Annotated in this window: 10 protein-coding genes; 7 read left to right on the plus strand and 3 right to left on the minus strand. The window is 63.0% G+C overall.

Going from position 1 to position 16037, the window contains the following annotated elements; all coding sequences use genetic code 11:
* The first annotated feature begins 15 nt into the window (after positions 1 to 15).
* From I2I01_RS11610 to I2I01_RS11630, 5 genes are all read left to right on the plus strand, one after another.
* Positions 16 to 2070 carry an alpha amylase C-terminal domain-containing protein gene (locus I2I01_RS11610; protein ID WP_196286602.1) on the plus strand — a complete coding sequence of 685 codons (2055 nt, stop codon included), beginning with the start codon at positions 16 to 18 and terminating at the stop codon, positions 2068 to 2070.
* A 245-nt stretch (positions 2071 to 2315) separates the two neighbouring features.
* Positions 2316 to 3533 carry a Kelch repeat-containing protein gene (locus I2I01_RS11615; protein ID WP_196286603.1) on the plus strand — a complete coding sequence of 406 codons (1218 nt, stop codon included), beginning with the start codon at positions 2316 to 2318 and terminating at the stop codon, positions 3531 to 3533.
* A 201-nt stretch (positions 3534 to 3734) separates the two neighbouring features.
* Positions 3735 to 4796, plus strand: a complete 1062-nt coding sequence (locus I2I01_RS11620) for a sensor histidine kinase (protein ID WP_196286604.1) — start codon at positions 3735 to 3737, stop codon at positions 4794 to 4796.
* The gene (locus I2I01_RS11625; RefSeq protein ID WP_196286605.1) at positions 4777 to 5544 is read left to right on the plus strand and encodes a LytR/AlgR family response regulator transcription factor; all 768 of its coding nucleotides are present in this window, start codon (positions 4777 to 4779) and stop codon (positions 5542 to 5544) included. Before I2I01_RS11620 ends, I2I01_RS11625 begins: the two co-directional genes overlap by 20 nt.
* A gap of 393 nt (positions 5545 to 5937) precedes the next feature.
* Positions 5938 to 8403: a TonB-dependent receptor domain-containing protein gene (locus tag I2I01_RS11630; protein WP_196286606.1), complete on the plus strand. Its 2466-nt coding sequence runs from the start codon at positions 5938 to 5940 to the stop codon at positions 8401 to 8403.
* A gap of 170 nt (positions 8404 to 8573) precedes the next feature.
* On the opposite strand, the gene I2I01_RS11635 is transcribed toward I2I01_RS11630, so the two are convergent.
* From I2I01_RS11635 to I2I01_RS11645, 3 genes are all read right to left on the minus strand, one after another.
* Complete coding sequence (locus I2I01_RS11635) at positions 8574 to 10454, minus strand: alpha-amylase family glycosyl hydrolase (RefSeq protein WP_196286607.1); 1881 nt, start codon at positions 10452 to 10454, stop codon at positions 8574 to 8576.
* A gap of 184 nt (positions 10455 to 10638) precedes the next feature.
* A complete protein-coding gene (locus I2I01_RS11640; protein ID WP_196286608.1) occupies positions 10639 to 11109 on the minus strand; it encodes a YdeI/OmpD-associated family protein in 471 nt (156 codons plus the stop codon).
* Between the two features lie 76 nt (positions 11110 to 11185).
* Complete coding sequence (locus I2I01_RS11645) at positions 11186 to 12619, minus strand: glycosyltransferase family 4 protein (RefSeq protein WP_196286609.1); 1434 nt, start codon at positions 12617 to 12619, stop codon at positions 11186 to 11188.
* A 248-nt stretch (positions 12620 to 12867) separates the two neighbouring features.
* On the opposite strand from I2I01_RS11645, the gene I2I01_RS11650 reads away from it, so the two are divergent.
* Together I2I01_RS11650 and I2I01_RS11655 are read left to right on the plus strand one after the other, a co-directional pair.
* Positions 12868 to 15330 carry a glycoside hydrolase family 31 protein gene (locus I2I01_RS11650; RefSeq protein WP_230678945.1) on the plus strand — a complete coding sequence of 821 codons (2463 nt, stop codon included), beginning with the start codon at positions 12868 to 12870 and terminating at the stop codon, positions 15328 to 15330.
* 498 nt (positions 15331 to 15828) lie between these two features.
* Entirely contained in the window at positions 15829 to 16026 is a 198-nt protein-coding gene (locus I2I01_RS11655) for a hypothetical protein (RefSeq protein WP_196286610.1), read from the plus strand.
* Positions 16027 to 16037 lie beyond the last annotated feature (11 nt).

Below are 16037 nucleotides of genomic sequence, written 5' to 3' on the forward strand. Positions count from 1 at the left end.
AACCTTCTCCCTATTATGGCCAAGTCGAAACCTGCCGCCCCCGCTACCGCCAAAGCCCGCAAGCCTGCCCCGCTGGCCCTCGTGAAAAACGACGCCTGGCTGGCGCCCTACGAGCCCGTGCTGCGCCAGCGCCAGGCGCGCCTGCAGGCCCGGCTGGCCGAAATTGAGCAGTACCACGGCTCGCTGCTGAACTATGCCACTGCGCACCAGCAACTAGGCCTCAACCACGACGCTGGCCGCGGCGGCTGGGTGTATAGGGAGTGGGCGCCGGGGGCGGATTATTTGTCGCTGATTGGTGATTTCAACAACTGGGACCGGGGCGCCAACCCCCTGCAAAAGCTGGAGTATGGCGTGTGGGAGGTGTTTTTGCCCGATGGCGAATACGACCAACGCCTCACGCACGGCAGCCGCTTCAAGGTGCACGTGGTAGCCAACGGGCAGGGCAAGGACCGCCTGCCCGCTACCTTGCGCCGCGCCGTGCAGGACGAGGAAACCAAGGACTTCGCCGGCCAAATCTGGCGGCCGGAAATGCCTTTTGCCTGGACTGACCAGAAGTTCCGAACCGCCACCGCTGTGAAGGAACCGCTGATTTACGAGGCGCACGTAGGTATGGCTACCGAGGAAAACCGGGTGGGCACCTACCGCGAGTTCGCCGAAAACGTGCTGCCACGCATCGAGGCCGACGGCTACAACACCATTCAACTGATGGCCGTGCAGGAGCACCCGTACTACGGCTCCTTCGGCTATCACGTGGCCAACTTGTTTGCGGCCAGCTCGCGCTTCGGCACGCCCGAGGACCTGAAGTTCCTCATCAACGAAGCACACCGGCGCGGCATCGCCGTGCTGCTCGATATTGTGCACTCGCATGCCGTGAAAAACGAGGCCGAGGGCCTGGCCGACTTCGACGGCTCCGGCAACCTGTACTTCCACAAAGGCGCGCGCGGCAACCACCCCGGCTGGGATTCCAAGCTCTTCGACTACGGTCGGCCCGAGGTGCAGCAGTTTTTGCTGAGCAACGTGCGCTACTGGCTCGAAGAATTTCACTTCGACGGCTTCCGCTTCGATGGCGTGACGAGCATGCTCTACCACCACCACGGCGAGGGCGTGGCCTTTATGGGCTACGACAATTACTTCGGCCCGGCCGCTGATGAGGATGCCATTCTGTATTTGCAGCTGGCTACTACGCTGGCCCACGAGTTCAAGAAAGGCAGCATTCTGGTGGCCGAGGACATGAGCGGGCTGCCGGGCCTGTGCCGGCCCATCAAGGAGGGCGGCGTAGGCTTCGATTTCCGCCTGGCCATGGGCATTCCTGATTATTGGATTAAGCTGCTCAAGCACACGCCGGATGAGCACTGGCCCTTGGGCGAACTGTGGTGGACGCTTACTAACCGCCGGGCCGGTGAGAAAACCATAGCCTACGCCGAAAGCCACGACCAGGCCCTGGTTGGCGACAAAACACTGGCTCATTGGCTGTTCGATGCAGCCATTTATGTCCACATGCACAACGTGGACGGCGACCCCGGCGCGGCGCGGGCATTGGCCCTTCACAAAATAATTCGGCTGCTCACGCTGGCGGCCGGCGGCGAGGGCTACCTCAACTTTATTGGCAACGAGTTTGGCCACCCCGAGTGGGTCGACTTTCCGCGTGAGGGCAATGGCTGGAGCTACCAGTACGCCCGTCGCCAGTGGAGCTTGGGCGACAACCCCGACCTGAAATTTTCACAGATGGGCGCCTTCGACAAGGCCATGATTCACCTGGCCAAAGCCCGGCACGTGCTGGCCGCGGGCCCGGCCACGCTGCTCAAGCACGACGAGGAAAACCAAGTGCTGGCCTTCGAGCGCGGCGGCCTAGTGTTCATTGTGAACCTGCACGTGGAAAAAAGCCTGACCGACTACCGTTTTTGGGTATCGGAGGAGGGCAAATACCGCGTGGTGCTCTCGACGGATAACGCCCGCTTTGGCGGCTTCGACAGGCCCGACGAGGCGTTCGAGTACGAAACGTATGAGCACCAGCTCAGCCTGTACCTGCCGAGCCGGGTGGCGCTGGTATTGGCGCGGGCGGAGGCTTAGAAGCTGTTTGAATGAGCTGCAAATTGCTTGAAATATGGCCTGCTGGACGTAACGTTAAACCTTCTCGCTTGGGAAGAGAGCGGGAGAGAGTTCGCCTGACGAAGCGAGAGAGCGGCTTCAGGAAGTGGATACCAGGTGAGCAGAAGCAGCTTCAGGAACCCGAGCAGCTTTCAGATGCCAGCATAAAACGGGAGTGGCCGACTATATCATAAATTGCCGATGTTATCAACTACTCCTGTTTTCCCGTGATAAACCGCTACGCTTTCCTACTGCTGGCGCTGCTATCAGCCGGCACGGCTCACGCCCAAACTTCGCTCACCTTCACTGCTTTGGGCAGCCTGCCCGACGGCGGGCGCTACGGCATGGCCTACCTTCAGGACCAAAGCACCCTCTACATGGTGGGCGGGGGCAGCCCCCTTTTCGCTTTCAACGCTACCGTGTACCGCTACGATATCTCCGCGGGAACTTGGACGACGGGCCCGACCGGCACCGGCCTCACCCCCCAGCGGTTCGGTTCGGCGGCACTTGGCACCTCCGCTTCGGGCAGCAGGCTGGTTTATGTATTCAACGGCGCTACGGCCTCCGGCGGGCCCGTGCCCGGCCTGCAAACCCTGGACGTGAGTACCGGCAATAGTGGGCCCGGCTTTGCCAACCCCATGCCTGCTTCCACGGCCGGGGTGGCCACCATCAACGGCCTGATATATGCCATTGGAGGTCAGCTCACCAACACCACCTACACCGACGCGCTGCGCCGCTACAGCCCCGCCACCGACACCTGGACCACGCTGGCGCCCCTGCCCGAAGCCAAGTCGACAGTAGGCGTGGCCGTGAACGGTAAAATCTACGCCATTGGGGGCTACAACGGCGTCGTCAACTCGGCCCGCGTGGATGCCTACGACCCGGCCACCAACACCTGGCAGGCCCTGGGCACTTTGCCCACCACGGTGTCGAGCCAAGCCGTGGCCGTGCAGGGCGAGTGGATATGGATGGTGGGCGACTTTAACGTGCAGAATTACCTGGCTGCCTACAACACCCGCACCGGCCAGCTGCGCACCTTCACCTCCAACCTGCCGCCGCGTCGCAACGCCGCGGCCGCCTTCGTGAACGGCCAGCTTTACGTGTGGGGCGGCAACACAGCCTCGTCGAACGCCTCGACGCTGGCCGACATGTGGGTGGCCAACGTGAGCGCTGTGCTGACTGCCCGCACCCAGACTGGCGATGCGCCAAACCTGCGCGCCTACCCCAATCCCAGCGCCAACGGCCTGACCAGTTTGGAACTGCCCACTGGCACGCGCACCGTGGAGGTGTTCGATGCGTTGGGCCGCGTGGTGCTGTCGGCCATGCCGGCTGCGGGGGCCACGTCTTTGCCGCTCGACCTGCGGGCGCAGCCGGTGGGCCTGTACGTGGTGCGCGTGCACACAGCTGACGGCCGGGGCGTCAGCTGCCGCGTGGTGCGGGAGTAGCGCTTGCGTGCCACCACTGTTTTGCGCCCCGCCTGGAAGTGGTGCTCATTGGGGTGGCACACTCGTTCAAGGGCGCTAAATCCGTTTTCAATGCCATTTTTCCGGTGCTCACGGGCATTCTCGTTGATTACGCCCGTGTTCGGTGCCTCCTTTGCGCTCCGGCAGCCGGCCTGATGTGCCCGGCGGTTTCGGCTCCCACGTATGGCCTCGTCCCGCTTATTCAGAACCACGGTTCGCGCCGCTCTCACGGCGGTGGTGTTCTTCTACACGTTTGTCTTCATCAACCAGGGCACCATCTGGCTCTTCGACCGGGGCATTGCGTTGGAGCTGGGGCTGGTATTTGGGTATCTACTGGTCATATTTTGGTCGAACCAGCGCATTGCCGCTTTTTTTGAAGCCCATCCGCTGCCTCGGCTGGCGGGCTGGCAACGGGCGCTGCTGGAGGCCCTGACGGTGTTTACGGCCAATTTTCTGGCGTCGGTGCTCACCATTTTTCTGCCTTACTGGCTCATCATTCGAGGGCTGCACATGCAGGTGAACATTCAGCCGGGGCGGGTGCGCATGGGGTTTGTGGTGAGCAACGTCATCTGCCTGTTTTTCTACTATTTCGTGGAGCGCGAGCGCAGCCGGGCGCGGCTGCAGCAGGAGCTGCTGCGGGCCGAGCAGCTGCAGAAAGAGAACTTTCGGGCGCAGCTGGAGCTGCTCAAAAGCCAGGTCGACCCGCACTTTCTGTTCAACAGCCTCAACGTGCTCAACTCCCTCATTGCCGGCAACCCGGAGCTGGCGCACCGGTTTTTGGACCAGCTGGCCACCGTGTACCGCCTTGCCCTGGACCATAGCGGCCGGGCCCTGGTGAGCCTGCAGGCCGAGATGCAGCTGGTGGAGGCGTACCTGTTTTTGATGCAGACGCGCCTGGGGGCCAACCTGCAGGTGCGGGTGGAGCTGGCGCCCGAAGCCCTGGCCAAGGGCCTGCCGCCGGCCGCCCTGCAGATGCTGGTCGAAAACGCCATCAAGCACAACGGCTCGACGCGGCAGAAGCCATTGCAGGTGCGCATCTACACCGATGCCGATGCTGTGGTAGTGGAAAACAACCGCCAGCCCCGCATCAGGCCCGAGCCTTCTACAGGACTAGGACTTAACAACATTCGCAGTCGCTACCGCTACTTGGGTGCGCCGGCCGTGACACTCGACGAAACGCCCACCACTTTCCGCGTGGCCTTGCCACTGCTTTCCCTGCACGACTATGAAGACGCTGATAATTGAAGACGAGCAGTTTGCGGCCGACCTCCTGGCCGACCTTATCCGGGGCGTGCGGCCCGAGGCCGAGCTGGTGGGCGTACTGGGCTCGGTGGAGGAGGCCGTGGAGTGGCTGCGCCTGCACCAGGCGCCCGACCTGATTTTCTGCGACATCCACCTCTCCGATGGCAGCAGCTTTGACATTTTTCGGCAAGTGGAGGTGCGCTGCCCGGTCATCTTCACCACGGCATACAATCAATATGCACTGCAGGCCTTCAAGGTGAACAGCATCGACTACTTGCTCAAGCCCGTGAAGCGCGAGGACGTAGCCGCCGCCCTGCGCATGTACGACGAGTCGCGCCAGCACTACGTGGCCGCGGGCCTGGGCAACCTGCAGGGCCTGCTACAAACCCTGCAGGCACCGGCGCAGCGGCCGTTGCGCTCCCGCTTTCTTGTGAAGGCGGGGCCAAGCATCAAGGTGGTGCAGCTGCCGGAAATTGCCTACTTCCAGGCCGAAGACGCGGTGGTGTTCCTGGTTACGCACGAGAAGAAGCGCTACATCGTCAATTTCACGCTCGACCAGTTAGAAGAGCAGCTCGACCCGCAGCTGTTTTTCCGGGCCAACCGCCAGCTGCTCGTCCACATCACGGCTGTGCGGGAAGTGAAACCCTATCTGAAAGGCCGCCTGTACCTGTTGCTGAGCCCTGCAACGGCCGAGGACGTGTTTGTGAGCAGCAGCCGTGCCGCAGCTTTCAAGCACTGGCTGGATTCCTGAGTGGCTGGCTTTTAACCCGGTTTGCCCGGCCGCGCCTGCTTTATGACGGGCGCGGCCGGGCTTTTTTATGGGCCACTGAGTCCCGAGCCGGGCGATTGTAGCGTGGACTCTGCGAGTCCGCGCATGGGCTAACGTTCTGCAATGCGCGGACTCGCAAAGTCCACGCTACAACCGGCAGGCTCCCTCTCCGGCAGAGAGCGGGGGATGTGTAGGCAATAAAAAACTGTCCACGCTCCGGGCCATTTCATTGCCCTTATATCCCTGTTCACTCTCCGCTTTTCTGCTTTCGTGGTTTTTCGGTTTTGTCGGCCTTTGGGCTACGGCACCTTTGAGCATCAATTGATTGACCCGCCCAGGAATTGTCATTCACCGCTCAACCCCAACCCCGAAACCATGAAAACGCCTGCTACTTTCTGCTTTCCCTGCCGCGTGCTCTGGCTGCTGCTTTGCTGCTGGCTCGGCCTGCTGCCCCATCTTGGCCAAGCCCAAAGCCGTGGCGGCGTGCTGACCGGCACCGCCGTCGATGCCAAAGGCGCGGCCGTGAGCTTCGCCAACGCGGTGCTGCTGGAGGCCACCAACGCGGCCATTGTGACGGGTGCCACGGCCGATGCGGACGGCAAGTTTGCCCTGCCGGCCCCGGCCAGGGGTGCCTACATGCTGAAACTGAACATGCTGGGCTATGCCCCGCTGCAAACCGCTGCTTTTGAAGTGAGCGGCCCCGGGTTCAGCAAAGACTTTGGGCGGCTGGTGCTGCAGCCCGAGGCGCAGCAGCTGCAGGAGGTGCAGGTGCGGGCCGTGCGCCCCACCATCAGCAAAGACGCCGACAAGCTGGTGGTGACGGTGGCCGGTTCGGCGCTGGCGGGCGGCAGTACGGCCCTGGACGTGCTGACCCGGGCCCCCGGCGTGAGCGTGGACCAAGACGGCAACCTGCAGCTCAACGGCAAGGCCGGCGTGCAGGTGCTCATCGACGGCAAGCGCACCTACCTCACCGGCAAGGAGCTGCAAAACCTGCTGCAAAGCATGAGCGCCGACAACCTGCGCGACCTGGAAATCAGCACCAGCGGCTCGGCCAAAGACGACGCGGCCGGTTCGGCCGGCGTCATCAACCTGACGCTGAAGAAAAACACCGCGGCGGGCCTGAGCGGCAGCGCCTACGCCGGTTATCAGTACAGCACCCTGCACGGCTACACCGCCGGCACCGACCTGAGCTACCGCCAGGGCCGCTGGAGCACAACCCTGGGCCTAGACCTGGCCCGTCGGACCCGCTTCCGCAGCATGGCTATGCACCGCGAGTTTCGGGGCGAAACCGGCAGCAGCACCTTCGACCAAAGCGGCCGCGAAGAAGGCCGGCGCGACGTGCCCGCCCTGCGCCTCGGCACCGACTACGCCCTGAACACCCGCCACAGCCTGGGCGCCAGCCTGAGCCTGATGCAGCGCAGCGCCCACGACAGCTTCGGCACCACCTCGCTGCTGCGCGACGGCAGCGCCGGGCACGACTTAGCCATCGGAGCCCAGAACCACACCGACGGCCGTTTTGCCAACACCACCGCCAACCTGCACTACGCCGGCCGGCCCGACACCCTGGGCACTACCCTCAGCGCCGACCTGGATTTTGCCCGCCTCGGCAGCAGCAGCACCTCCAGCTTCCGCAACGACTACGACAGCCTGGGGCGCCCTGGCCTGGCCTACACCACGCAACTCAGCAGCCAGAACCCGGTGACCTACAGCATTTACGCAGCCAAATTGGATTTCAGCAAGCCCCTCGGCCACCAGACCAAATTGGAGCTGGGCGCCAAGGCCAGCCACGTGGCTTCCGACAACGAAGTGCGCTTTTACACCGGCCCCGATGCCGCCGCGCCGCTCGACGCTACCCGCAGCAACCATTTTCTGTACCGGGAAACCGTGTACGCGGCCTACGCCAGCCTGGCCATGCCCCTGGGCAAGACCTGGCAGCTGCAGGGCGGCCTGCGCGCCGAGCAGACCCTGACTAACGGCCACTCGCTGACCCTGGCCCAAACTACCGGCCGCAACTACCTGAATCTGTTTCCGACTCTGAGCGTGCAGCAGCAGGTGAGCGCCAACTACCAAGTGGGCTACAGCTACAGCCGCCGCCTCGACCGGCCCCGCTACGAAAGCCTCAACCCCTTCATCTTCTACCTCGACCCCTATACCTGGATTAAGGGCAACCCCGGCCTAAAGCCTCAGTACACCAACTCCTTTGAAATCAGCCAGACCCTCAAGCAGCAGTACAACCTGGTGCTGGGCTACGCCACCACGCAGGACTACATGGCTGAGGTGCCCGAGCAGCACGCGGCCGACAAGACGACCGTGTTTCAGCAGCAAAATGTGCAAAGCTTCCGCAGCCTGAGCGCCACCCTGCTGGCCCCGGTGCGGGTGGCTGCCAGCTGGCAAATGAGCAACAACGCCACCGTGGCTTACCAGCGCTTCGAGCTGCCCCTGAATGGCTTGGCCCTGCGCAACGAGCAACTGCTGGTGCAGCTGCAGTCGACGCACACCGTGCAGCTGCCCCGCGGCCTGCGATTGGAGGCGAATTGCGGTTACCAGGGCCCCATGGCCTACGGCCTCTACCATTTGCAAGCCAACTGGTGGGTAGATGCCGGCCTGAAACGCGCTTTCTGGCACGACAAGCTGGACGCCAGCCTGAGCGCCACCGACCTGTTCCGGACCCGCCGTATCCGCGGCGCCGCCAACCTCAGCGGCAACGTCAACGCCTTCGACCAATACACCGGCACCCAAAGCCTGCGCCTGACGCTGCGCTACCGCTTCCAGCACGGCCAGCAGGTGAGCGCCCGGCCCCGCAGCAGCGAGCTGGAAGAAGTGCGCCGCGCCGGTCAGTAGTAGGGTTGAACCATAAATCAAAAAGGGCTGCCTCCGCAAACCGAGTAAGCGGAGGCAGCCCTTTTTGCGGCGCCAGCAAGCCGGTGCCCCGGCGAAGCTTTGGGCGCAATTGCTGCTCCGAGCTGCGTGCCAGCCAGCGCCCTGAATCGTAAAATAGCCGCTGGCTTAGCCTACTTGCCTAGCTCCAGTACCACGGCGGTTTTGGCGGGCAGCTGCAGCGTCGTGAGGCTGCTCAGGCTCTCGCCCGTCAGCACATTTTTGGCCTTGGCGAAGCCGGCCATACGCTCCGAGAAGCGGGCCGTGGGCAGCGTTGCGGCTTTGTCCGTGGTGTTCGAGGCCACCATGACGGTGCCGCTGGCATCGTAGCGGAAGTACACGTAGAGGCCGTTCTCGGGCAGGTATTGCATCAGCTTGCCGGTGTGCAGCACCTTGTGGTCGCGGCGGTAGGTGGCCAGCTTTTTCACGAAGTCGAAGGCCTCGTTTTCCTGGGCCGAGCGGCCGGCAGCGGAGAATTTGTTTTCCTTGTCGTCGGGCCAGCCGCCGGGGAAATCCTTGCGCACCTCGGCATCGGTTGGGTTTTTGAAGTTCTTCATCAGAATTTCGGTGCCGTAGTACATGCTTGGGATGCCGCGGGTGGTGAGCAGCCAGGTCATGCCCATCTTGTAGCGGTCCAGGTCGTCGCCGATGACTGACAGGTATCGGTCGTGGTCGTGGTTGTCGAGAAAGGTGACGAGTTTGGTCGGGTCCTGGTACACTACATCCTGGGCCAGGGCCTGGTACACGTGCTGGGCACCGCCGTCCCAGCCAGTGGCGCCGGATGTGCCGGATTCTTTCAGTCCCGCCAGCATGGCGCCTTCGAGCACGAAATCGAGCGCGCCAGGCTGGTTCGACTTGAAGGGAAAGTCAATCTTGTTGCGCGTGTAATAGGCCTGGTCGATGGCATTGGTCACCGCCGACTCGCCGAAAATGTGGATGCGCGGGTACTCGGCCAGCAGCGCCGCGTTGCAGCGGTTCATAAACGGCTGGTCGTTATACAAATAGGTGTCGACGCGCCAGGCATCGATGCCAAAATTCTCCACGCACCAGATGGCGTTTTCAATCAGGTAGTTGGCCACGTAGGGGTTCTGTTGGTTGAGGTCGGGCAGGAAGGGCACAAACCAGCCGTCGAGCGTGACTTTGCGGTCGATTTGGGCCGCGTGCGGGTCGGTGATGGGGGTGTAGCGGTAGGTGGTGTTGGTGTAGCTGGGCCACTGGTGCAGCCAGCTTTTCATGGGCAGGTCCTGCACGGTCCAGTGGGTGTTGCCCACGTGGTTGTACACGGCGTCCTGCACCACCTTGAGGCCAGCGGCGTGGGCCTGCTGCACGTAGTTCTTGTAGGCCGCGTTGCCGCCCAGGCGCCGGTCCACGTTGTACTGGTCCGTAAAACCGTAGCCGTGGTAGGAGGCGCGCATGGTGCCGCCCTCGTTGGTGAGCGGCTGGTTGTTTTCGAGCACCGGCGTAAACCACACGGCCGTCACGCCCAGGTCTTTGAGGTAGCCGATGCGCTGGGCTGCGCCCTGCAAGTCGCCGCCGTGGCGGAAGAAGGGGTTGGCGCGGTCGTGGTTGGGGTCGCGCATGTCCGCGAACTTGTCGTTGCCCGGGTCGCCGTTGGCAAACCGGTCGGGCATGGCCAGGTAGATGAAGTCGGCGGCCGTCACGCCCTGGCCCTTGGGTGCATTGTCGCGGGCCTTGATTTCCCAGCTTTGCGTTACGGTCTGGCTGCCCTTTTTGCCCACCAGCTGCACCCGGCCGGGCTTGGCGGTGGGGGCAATGGTAAGGTCCAGAAAGGCGTAGTTGGGGTTATCGACGGTGTTGGTTTTCACCAGCTTCACGCCAGGGTAATTCACGGTGTAGGCCAGGGTACCCGCACCGGGGCCGTGCACGATGAGCTGCACGTTGGGGTTTTTCATGCCCACCCACCAGTTGGTCGGATTCACACGGTCGATGCTGGCGGTTTGGGCGTCGGCCAGCAGCGGCAGGAGCAACAGCGGCAGCAGGTAGGGCTTTTTCATGGGAGAGCGTTTGGGTGGGATGCCGGTTTGAAAGTGCGATTTATAAAAAATGCGTCATCCTGAGCATTCTGCGAAAGCAGAGACGAAGGACCTTCTCACGTTTGAATTTTACTCCTAACTTGAGAAGGTCCTTCGTCTCTGCTTTCGCAGAATGCTCAGGATGACAAGAGGTGCGTCTACTCCGTTACGGCCGCTTGCGGCCCTGGTTCAGCAGCTCCATCGTTTGGCCCAGGCGTTTGGCGCGGGTTTCGGGCTTCTTGGCGCCTTCCAGCCAGCGCACGAACTCGCGCTGGTGGGTGTAGGCCAGCTTATCGTAGTAGGCGGCGGCTTTCGGGTGGGCGGCGAGCTGCTCGGCCAGGTCGGCGGGGGCTTCCATCTTGCGCACGGCCGTGTCGTGGCGCATGGTCACGCGCACGCTGTCGCCCAGCGTTTTGCCAATGGCTTTGCGGATTTGCTTGAGGATGAGCAGGGCGTGGTGGCCGTCGCCGAGGGGCACGGCGCTGCCCTGGTAGGGGTAGCCGTCGAAGGTGACGTGCACGGGCAGTTGGCCGCGCTTGCCGTACACCTCGGCCACCGAAAAGGGAATGACCACAAACACGCCGCCCGTGTCGCCGTCGGCTTCTAAAGTGGCTTCAAATTCGTGTTCGGGTTCCATGCGGGATGAGGTTTAAAGGCTAAATGGCTTGACTGGTGCAAAGAAAGCCAATTCAACCCAGGCCGCCCTGCCGTAGCTATCCAGCAGCCAACTCCTGCAGCAGCGCCTGCAAGGCCGCCTCATCGGCGGCGGGCACCACGCGCACTTCACCGGTATCGGCGCCGTAGTGTTGGCGGAGCTGTTGGCGCACTTGTTCGTCGGGCACCAGCACAAGGCGGGCGCGGCGCAGAGCCATGCGCTCCACTTCCAGCAGCCAGCCGCGTTCGGCGGGGCCGGCAAACTCGGCCGCCAGGCAGGCCGCGTAGAGCACCAGCGGCCGGCGGGTGCTGTTGCGGATTTCGAGCGCGGCCAGCCACGCCGGCCAGGTGGGCGCGTAAATCACTCCGAAATCGGCGCGGTCGCGCACCAGCTGCGCGGCCTGCCGGGCGTATTGAATCATGCGAAAATTCAGCCCGTCCAGCGGCGGCGTGCGCGCTGTGAGGGCTGGCTCCGGCACTGGCTCCGTTGCGAGAGCTGCGGCAGCGGGCGCCGCCTCCGATGCGGACACAGGCTCGGCGGGCGCATCCGGCGTCAGGTCGTCTTCGGGAGCAGACAGGTCGTTGGCTTCGGCGGCGCCTATTTCTTGCGTGGTTTCCTCAAAGGGCTCCGGTTGTAGGCCGTGCTGCGGCTTTTGGCTTGGCTCTTCGGTTTCCTCAGTGCCGGTGGCTGCTTCATCTTCCTCGGCAGTCTCTGCACTAGCAGTAGTAGCGGCCAGCAGCTGCGCCGCCACCGGCGAGGCCAGCGGGCTGAACCCCACGGGCCAGTTCAGGGCGGCCTGGGCCAGGTCGGCCGCTTCGCGCACAATGGGCGCGGGAATGAGCGGCGGCACGGGCAGCAGCACCGGCGGGCCGGCGGGCGCGCTGGCCCCGAGGTAGGGCGCGGCCGGCGCGCTCCAGCTCAGGTGCCGCGGCGCGTGAATGCCGGTGGGCCACTGGCTGCGGACGAGTGCGGGGGCAGCTGTAACGGTGGCTGGGAGTGGTAGTGCGGCCTGCACTTCGGCGGGGGCATTGGCCGCGGCATTTGGGGCATTGGCAACGGCCCCGGCTGCGGTCAGGTTTTCCAGACCAACCAGCAAAGACGTAAACGCCGCAGCGGGCTCGCTGGCAGCCGTAAGCAGGCGCCGGATGCCAGCGGTTGCATTCGGAAAAGCTGTTTCCTGCAAAGGAAGCCCGGTAGTATCCATTTCCTCCGTTGCGGCTGGTTCAGCTGCATCAGCAACTTGGGCACCGAAGCCGGCTGCCTGCCTGCTTTCAATTGCCGAAAATTCAGTAGCTGGTTCGGCCGGGTTGTTCTCCTTGCTACCTTCCAAATCATCCGGCAGGTGCGGAAACACGGCCAGCACGGGTTGCTCCTGCGCGAGGTGGTAGACCAGCGGGAGGGTAGGGGGCAGGGCCGCCCCGCCGAGTACGGCCACGCTGGGGTCGGCATCGTCCCAGGCGAGCAGCAGAACGGAAAAGTCGGTCGGGGTCATGGGTAGCTGGAGGGGACCAAAGCGGGACGGCGGGGCAGTTGGGGTGGGCCGGGCGCATTGTTCAGGTGCCAATGCTACGCACGCCGGGTCATATAACGACGAAAAATCTGCGTCAGCCGAAAATTTCGGCGCCTGCTTGCCCGGAAAAAGTATCTTGCGTGCTTAACCCCGGCGCCACGGCCGTGGTCGGGCTGTTTTCGTCCGACTCGCCCGCAGCCTGCGCTTTTGGCTTCGACTCGCTTTTTAATATGGATACTTCGATTCAGGACAACAACTACATGGTGAACGACCTGGCGGCCAAAAGCCACCAGGAACAATACCCCGGCGCGGTCATTCGCGTGGAGGAGCTGGGCAACCACCGTTTCCTCTTCACCTGCCAGAATGGTGTGCGCCTGCTGCTGCACGTGCTCTCGGACAAAATCCTGCGCTTCCGCTACCTCACCGACGGGCCCCTCAACTCCGATTTCTCTTATGCCGTGCCGGCCGATGCCACCGCCCGCCTGGCGCCCGCCGTGGTGGAGTTCCGTGAGAAGCCCGACCACTACCGCCTCACCACCGCCCGCCTCATCTGCATCATTCAGAAGGACAACCTGAAAACCCGCGTGCTTGACCGCTCGGGCACGGTGCTGAGCGATGACGAGAAGGGCTTCCACTGGGAGTACGACTACGATTCGGGCAACGACATCGTGAAGATGAGCAAGCAGGTGCCGCCCGGCGTGCACTACTACGGCCTCGGCGACAAGCCCGACAACATGAACCTGCGCGGCAAGCGCTTCACCAACTGGGGCTCCGACACCTACGGCTACACCAAGGGCTCCGACCCGCTCTACAAGAACATCCCGTTCTACCACGTGCTGCACCAGAAAATTGCCCACGGCATTTTCTTCGACAATACCTTCCGCGCCAGCTTCGACTTCGCCGCCGAGCGCGCCGACGTGACCAGCTTCTGGGCCCAGGGCGGCGAGCTGAACTACTACTTCATCTACGGCCCCACGCTGATGGAGGTGGCCCAGGAGTACACCCTGCTCACCTGCCCGCCCGAGCTGCCGCCCCTCTGGACGCTGGGCTATCAGCAGTGCAAGTGGAGCTACTTCCCGGAGAGCAACGTGAAGGAAATTGCCAGCGGCCTGCGCGACCGCAAGATTCCCTGCGACGCCATCTACCTCGACATCGACTACATGGAGGGCTACCGCTGTTTCACCTGGAGCAAGCAGCACTTCCCCGACCCCAAGCGCATGGTGCGCGAGCTGGCCGAGGACGGCTTCAAAACCGTCGTCATCATCGACCCCGGCATCAAGATTGACCCGGAGTACTCGGTGTACCAGGAGGGCCTGGCCAACGACTACTTCTGCCGCCGCGCCGACGGCCCGCTGATGAAGGGCTCGGTGTGGCCCGGCCTCTGCAACTTCCCCGACTACACCAACCCCGAGGTGCGGACGTGGTGGGCCGGGCTGTTCAAGGAGCTGATTCAGGACATCGGCGTGAAGGGCGTGTGGAACGACATGAACGAGCCAGCGGTGTTCGAGAAGGGCACGTTCCCGCCCGATGTGCGCTTCAACTACGACGGGCACTGGGCCTCGCACCAGAAGGCTCACAACATCTACGGCATGCAGATGGCCCGCGCCACCAACGACGGCGTGAAGCAGTTCTGCTACCCCAACCGGCCCTTCACCATCACGCGCAGCACCTACGCTGGCGGCCAGCGCTACTCCTCGGGCTGGACTGGCGACAACATCGCCTCCTGGGAGCACCTCTGGCTGGCCAACATCCAGTGCCAGCGCCTGAGCATCTCGGGCTTCAGCTTCATCGGCTCCGACATCGGTGGCTTCATCGATTCGCCCAGCGGCGAGCTCTACGCCCGCTGGATTGCGCTGGGCGCCTTCCACCCCTTCTTCCGCACCCACAGCTCCGGCGACCACGGCGACCAGGAGCCTTGGAGCTTCGGCGAGGAGGTGACCGACCTGGCCCGCCACTTCATCGAGCTGCGCTACCGCCTGCTGCCCTACATGTACACCACGTTCTGGCAGTACGCCACCCAGGGCACACCCATGCTGCGCCCGCTCACCTTCCTCGACCAGCACGACACCGAAACCTACCTGCGCATGGCCGAATTCGGCCTCGGCGACCACCTGCTGGTGTGCCCCATCACCCAGCCCGGCGCCGACGGCCGCTGGATGTACCTGCCCCGCGGCGACTGGTTCTACTACTGGACCGACGCCCCCACCGCCGGCGGCGCCGAAGTATGGGCCACCGCCGACCTCACCCGCATCCCGCTCTTCGTGAAGGCCGGCGCCGTGCTGCCCATGCAGCCCGTGCTGCAATACGTGGGCGAGCGCGCCATCGAGCAGCTCACCCTGCACGTGTACTACAAAAACGGCACGGCTGAGAGCGTGCACTACGACGACGGCGGCGAAGGATACGGCTACCAGGAAGGCCAACGCACCCTGCGCCGCTTCACCGTGGCGGGCGCGCCCCAGGCGCTGGTGCTCACCCAGGCCATCGAGGGCGACTATGCGCCCAGCTATGCCACCTACCGCGTGGTGCTGCACGGCCTGCCCGGCCCTTTGGAGGCCGTAGTGGATGGCCAAGCTACTGAGGTTACGGAGGTAGCTTTGGAAACGGGGTTAGTGTTGCCGGGGCTGGTGGTGCCGGTTGGTTTCGGCGAGGTGCGGGTGAGGCTAGGTGGGGCAGGAGAGGCGCCGGTCGCCTAGATATAAGGAGCAAGGCTAACGTATAAGCATTGCAGATGCGAAGTCAGATTTGCCACTAAAGACTATTTACGGCTGATTATGGACGCAATAATTAACAATAGAATCTTGCTGATTATTGTGTTAATATTGACTTTATGGGCTCCTGTACTTCTCGTTAGAAAATCGCGAGAACTGATTAATAATAGGAACAGAAGCCTTAGAGACTATGCATTCGTTTTTCTTGTATTTGTCGAATTAGTTATAGTGTATTGCCAGTTGTTTGATTTTAATATGAGATTTATGTTAGGTATACCGTCGCTCTTTCTACTTATGGTATTCACAATTGTGACGTTTATTGAAAAACGTTTAAAGTAGTTCTGTCTGTCCGTTACAAACTGAACGGTCTAAACCCAAAAAAGGGCGCCCCAGCGGGCGCCCTTTTTCCTACAAATGCTTCGTGGCTCACGACTGGGGCGATGCCGGCGGCGCGGACGCTTTGGTCACTCCGTCGTCCTCGTATTGGCGAGCCTCGGTGGTGGCATAGCGGGCCTTGCGGCTGCGGCTTATCTTCGGCGCGGCCAAGTAGCGGAAGTGGCCGAAGTGACCCTGGAAACGGGGTTGGTGCTGCCGGCCGTGGTTGTGCCCGTCGGCTTCGGGGAGGTGCGGGTGAGTGTGGGGCCGGCGGGGGAGGCGGCTCCTGTGGCTTTGGTGGTTTGATTAAATTTCCC

It is taken from the genome of Hymenobacter properus (assembly GCF_015694735.1).
Classification (GTDB): Bacteria; Bacteroidota; Bacteroidia; order Cytophagales; family Hymenobacteraceae; genus Hymenobacter; species Hymenobacter properus.

Coding starts and splice junctions, on each gene's coding strand:
- I2I01_RS11620 (WP_196286604.1), top strand. CDS start 3,735: ATGGCCTCGTCCCGCTTATTCAGAACCACGGTTCGCGCCGCTCTCACG.
- I2I01_RS11625 (WP_196286605.1), top strand. CDS start 4,777: ATGAAGACGCTGATAATTGAAGACGAGCAGTTTGCGGCCGACCTCCTG.
- I2I01_RS11630 (WP_196286606.1), top strand. CDS start 5,938: ATGAAAACGCCTGCTACTTTCTGCTTTCCCTGCCGCGTGCTCTGGCTG.
- I2I01_RS11635 (WP_196286607.1), bottom strand. CDS start 10,454: ATGAAAAAGCCCTACCTGCTGCCGCTGTTGCTCCTGCCGCTGCTGGCC.
- I2I01_RS11640 (WP_196286608.1), bottom strand. CDS start 11,109: ATGGAACCCGAACACGAATTTGAAGCCACTTTAGAAGCCGACGGCGAC.
- I2I01_RS11645 (WP_196286609.1), bottom strand. CDS start 12,619: ATGACCCCGACCGACTTTTCCGTTCTGCTGCTCGCCTGGGACGATGCC.
- I2I01_RS11650 (WP_230678945.1), top strand. CDS start 12,868: ATGGATACTTCGATTCAGGACAACAACTACATGGTGAACGACCTGGCG.
- I2I01_RS11610 (WP_196286602.1), top strand. CDS start 16: ATGGCCAAGTCGAAACCTGCCGCCCCCGCTACCGCCAAAGCCCGCAAG.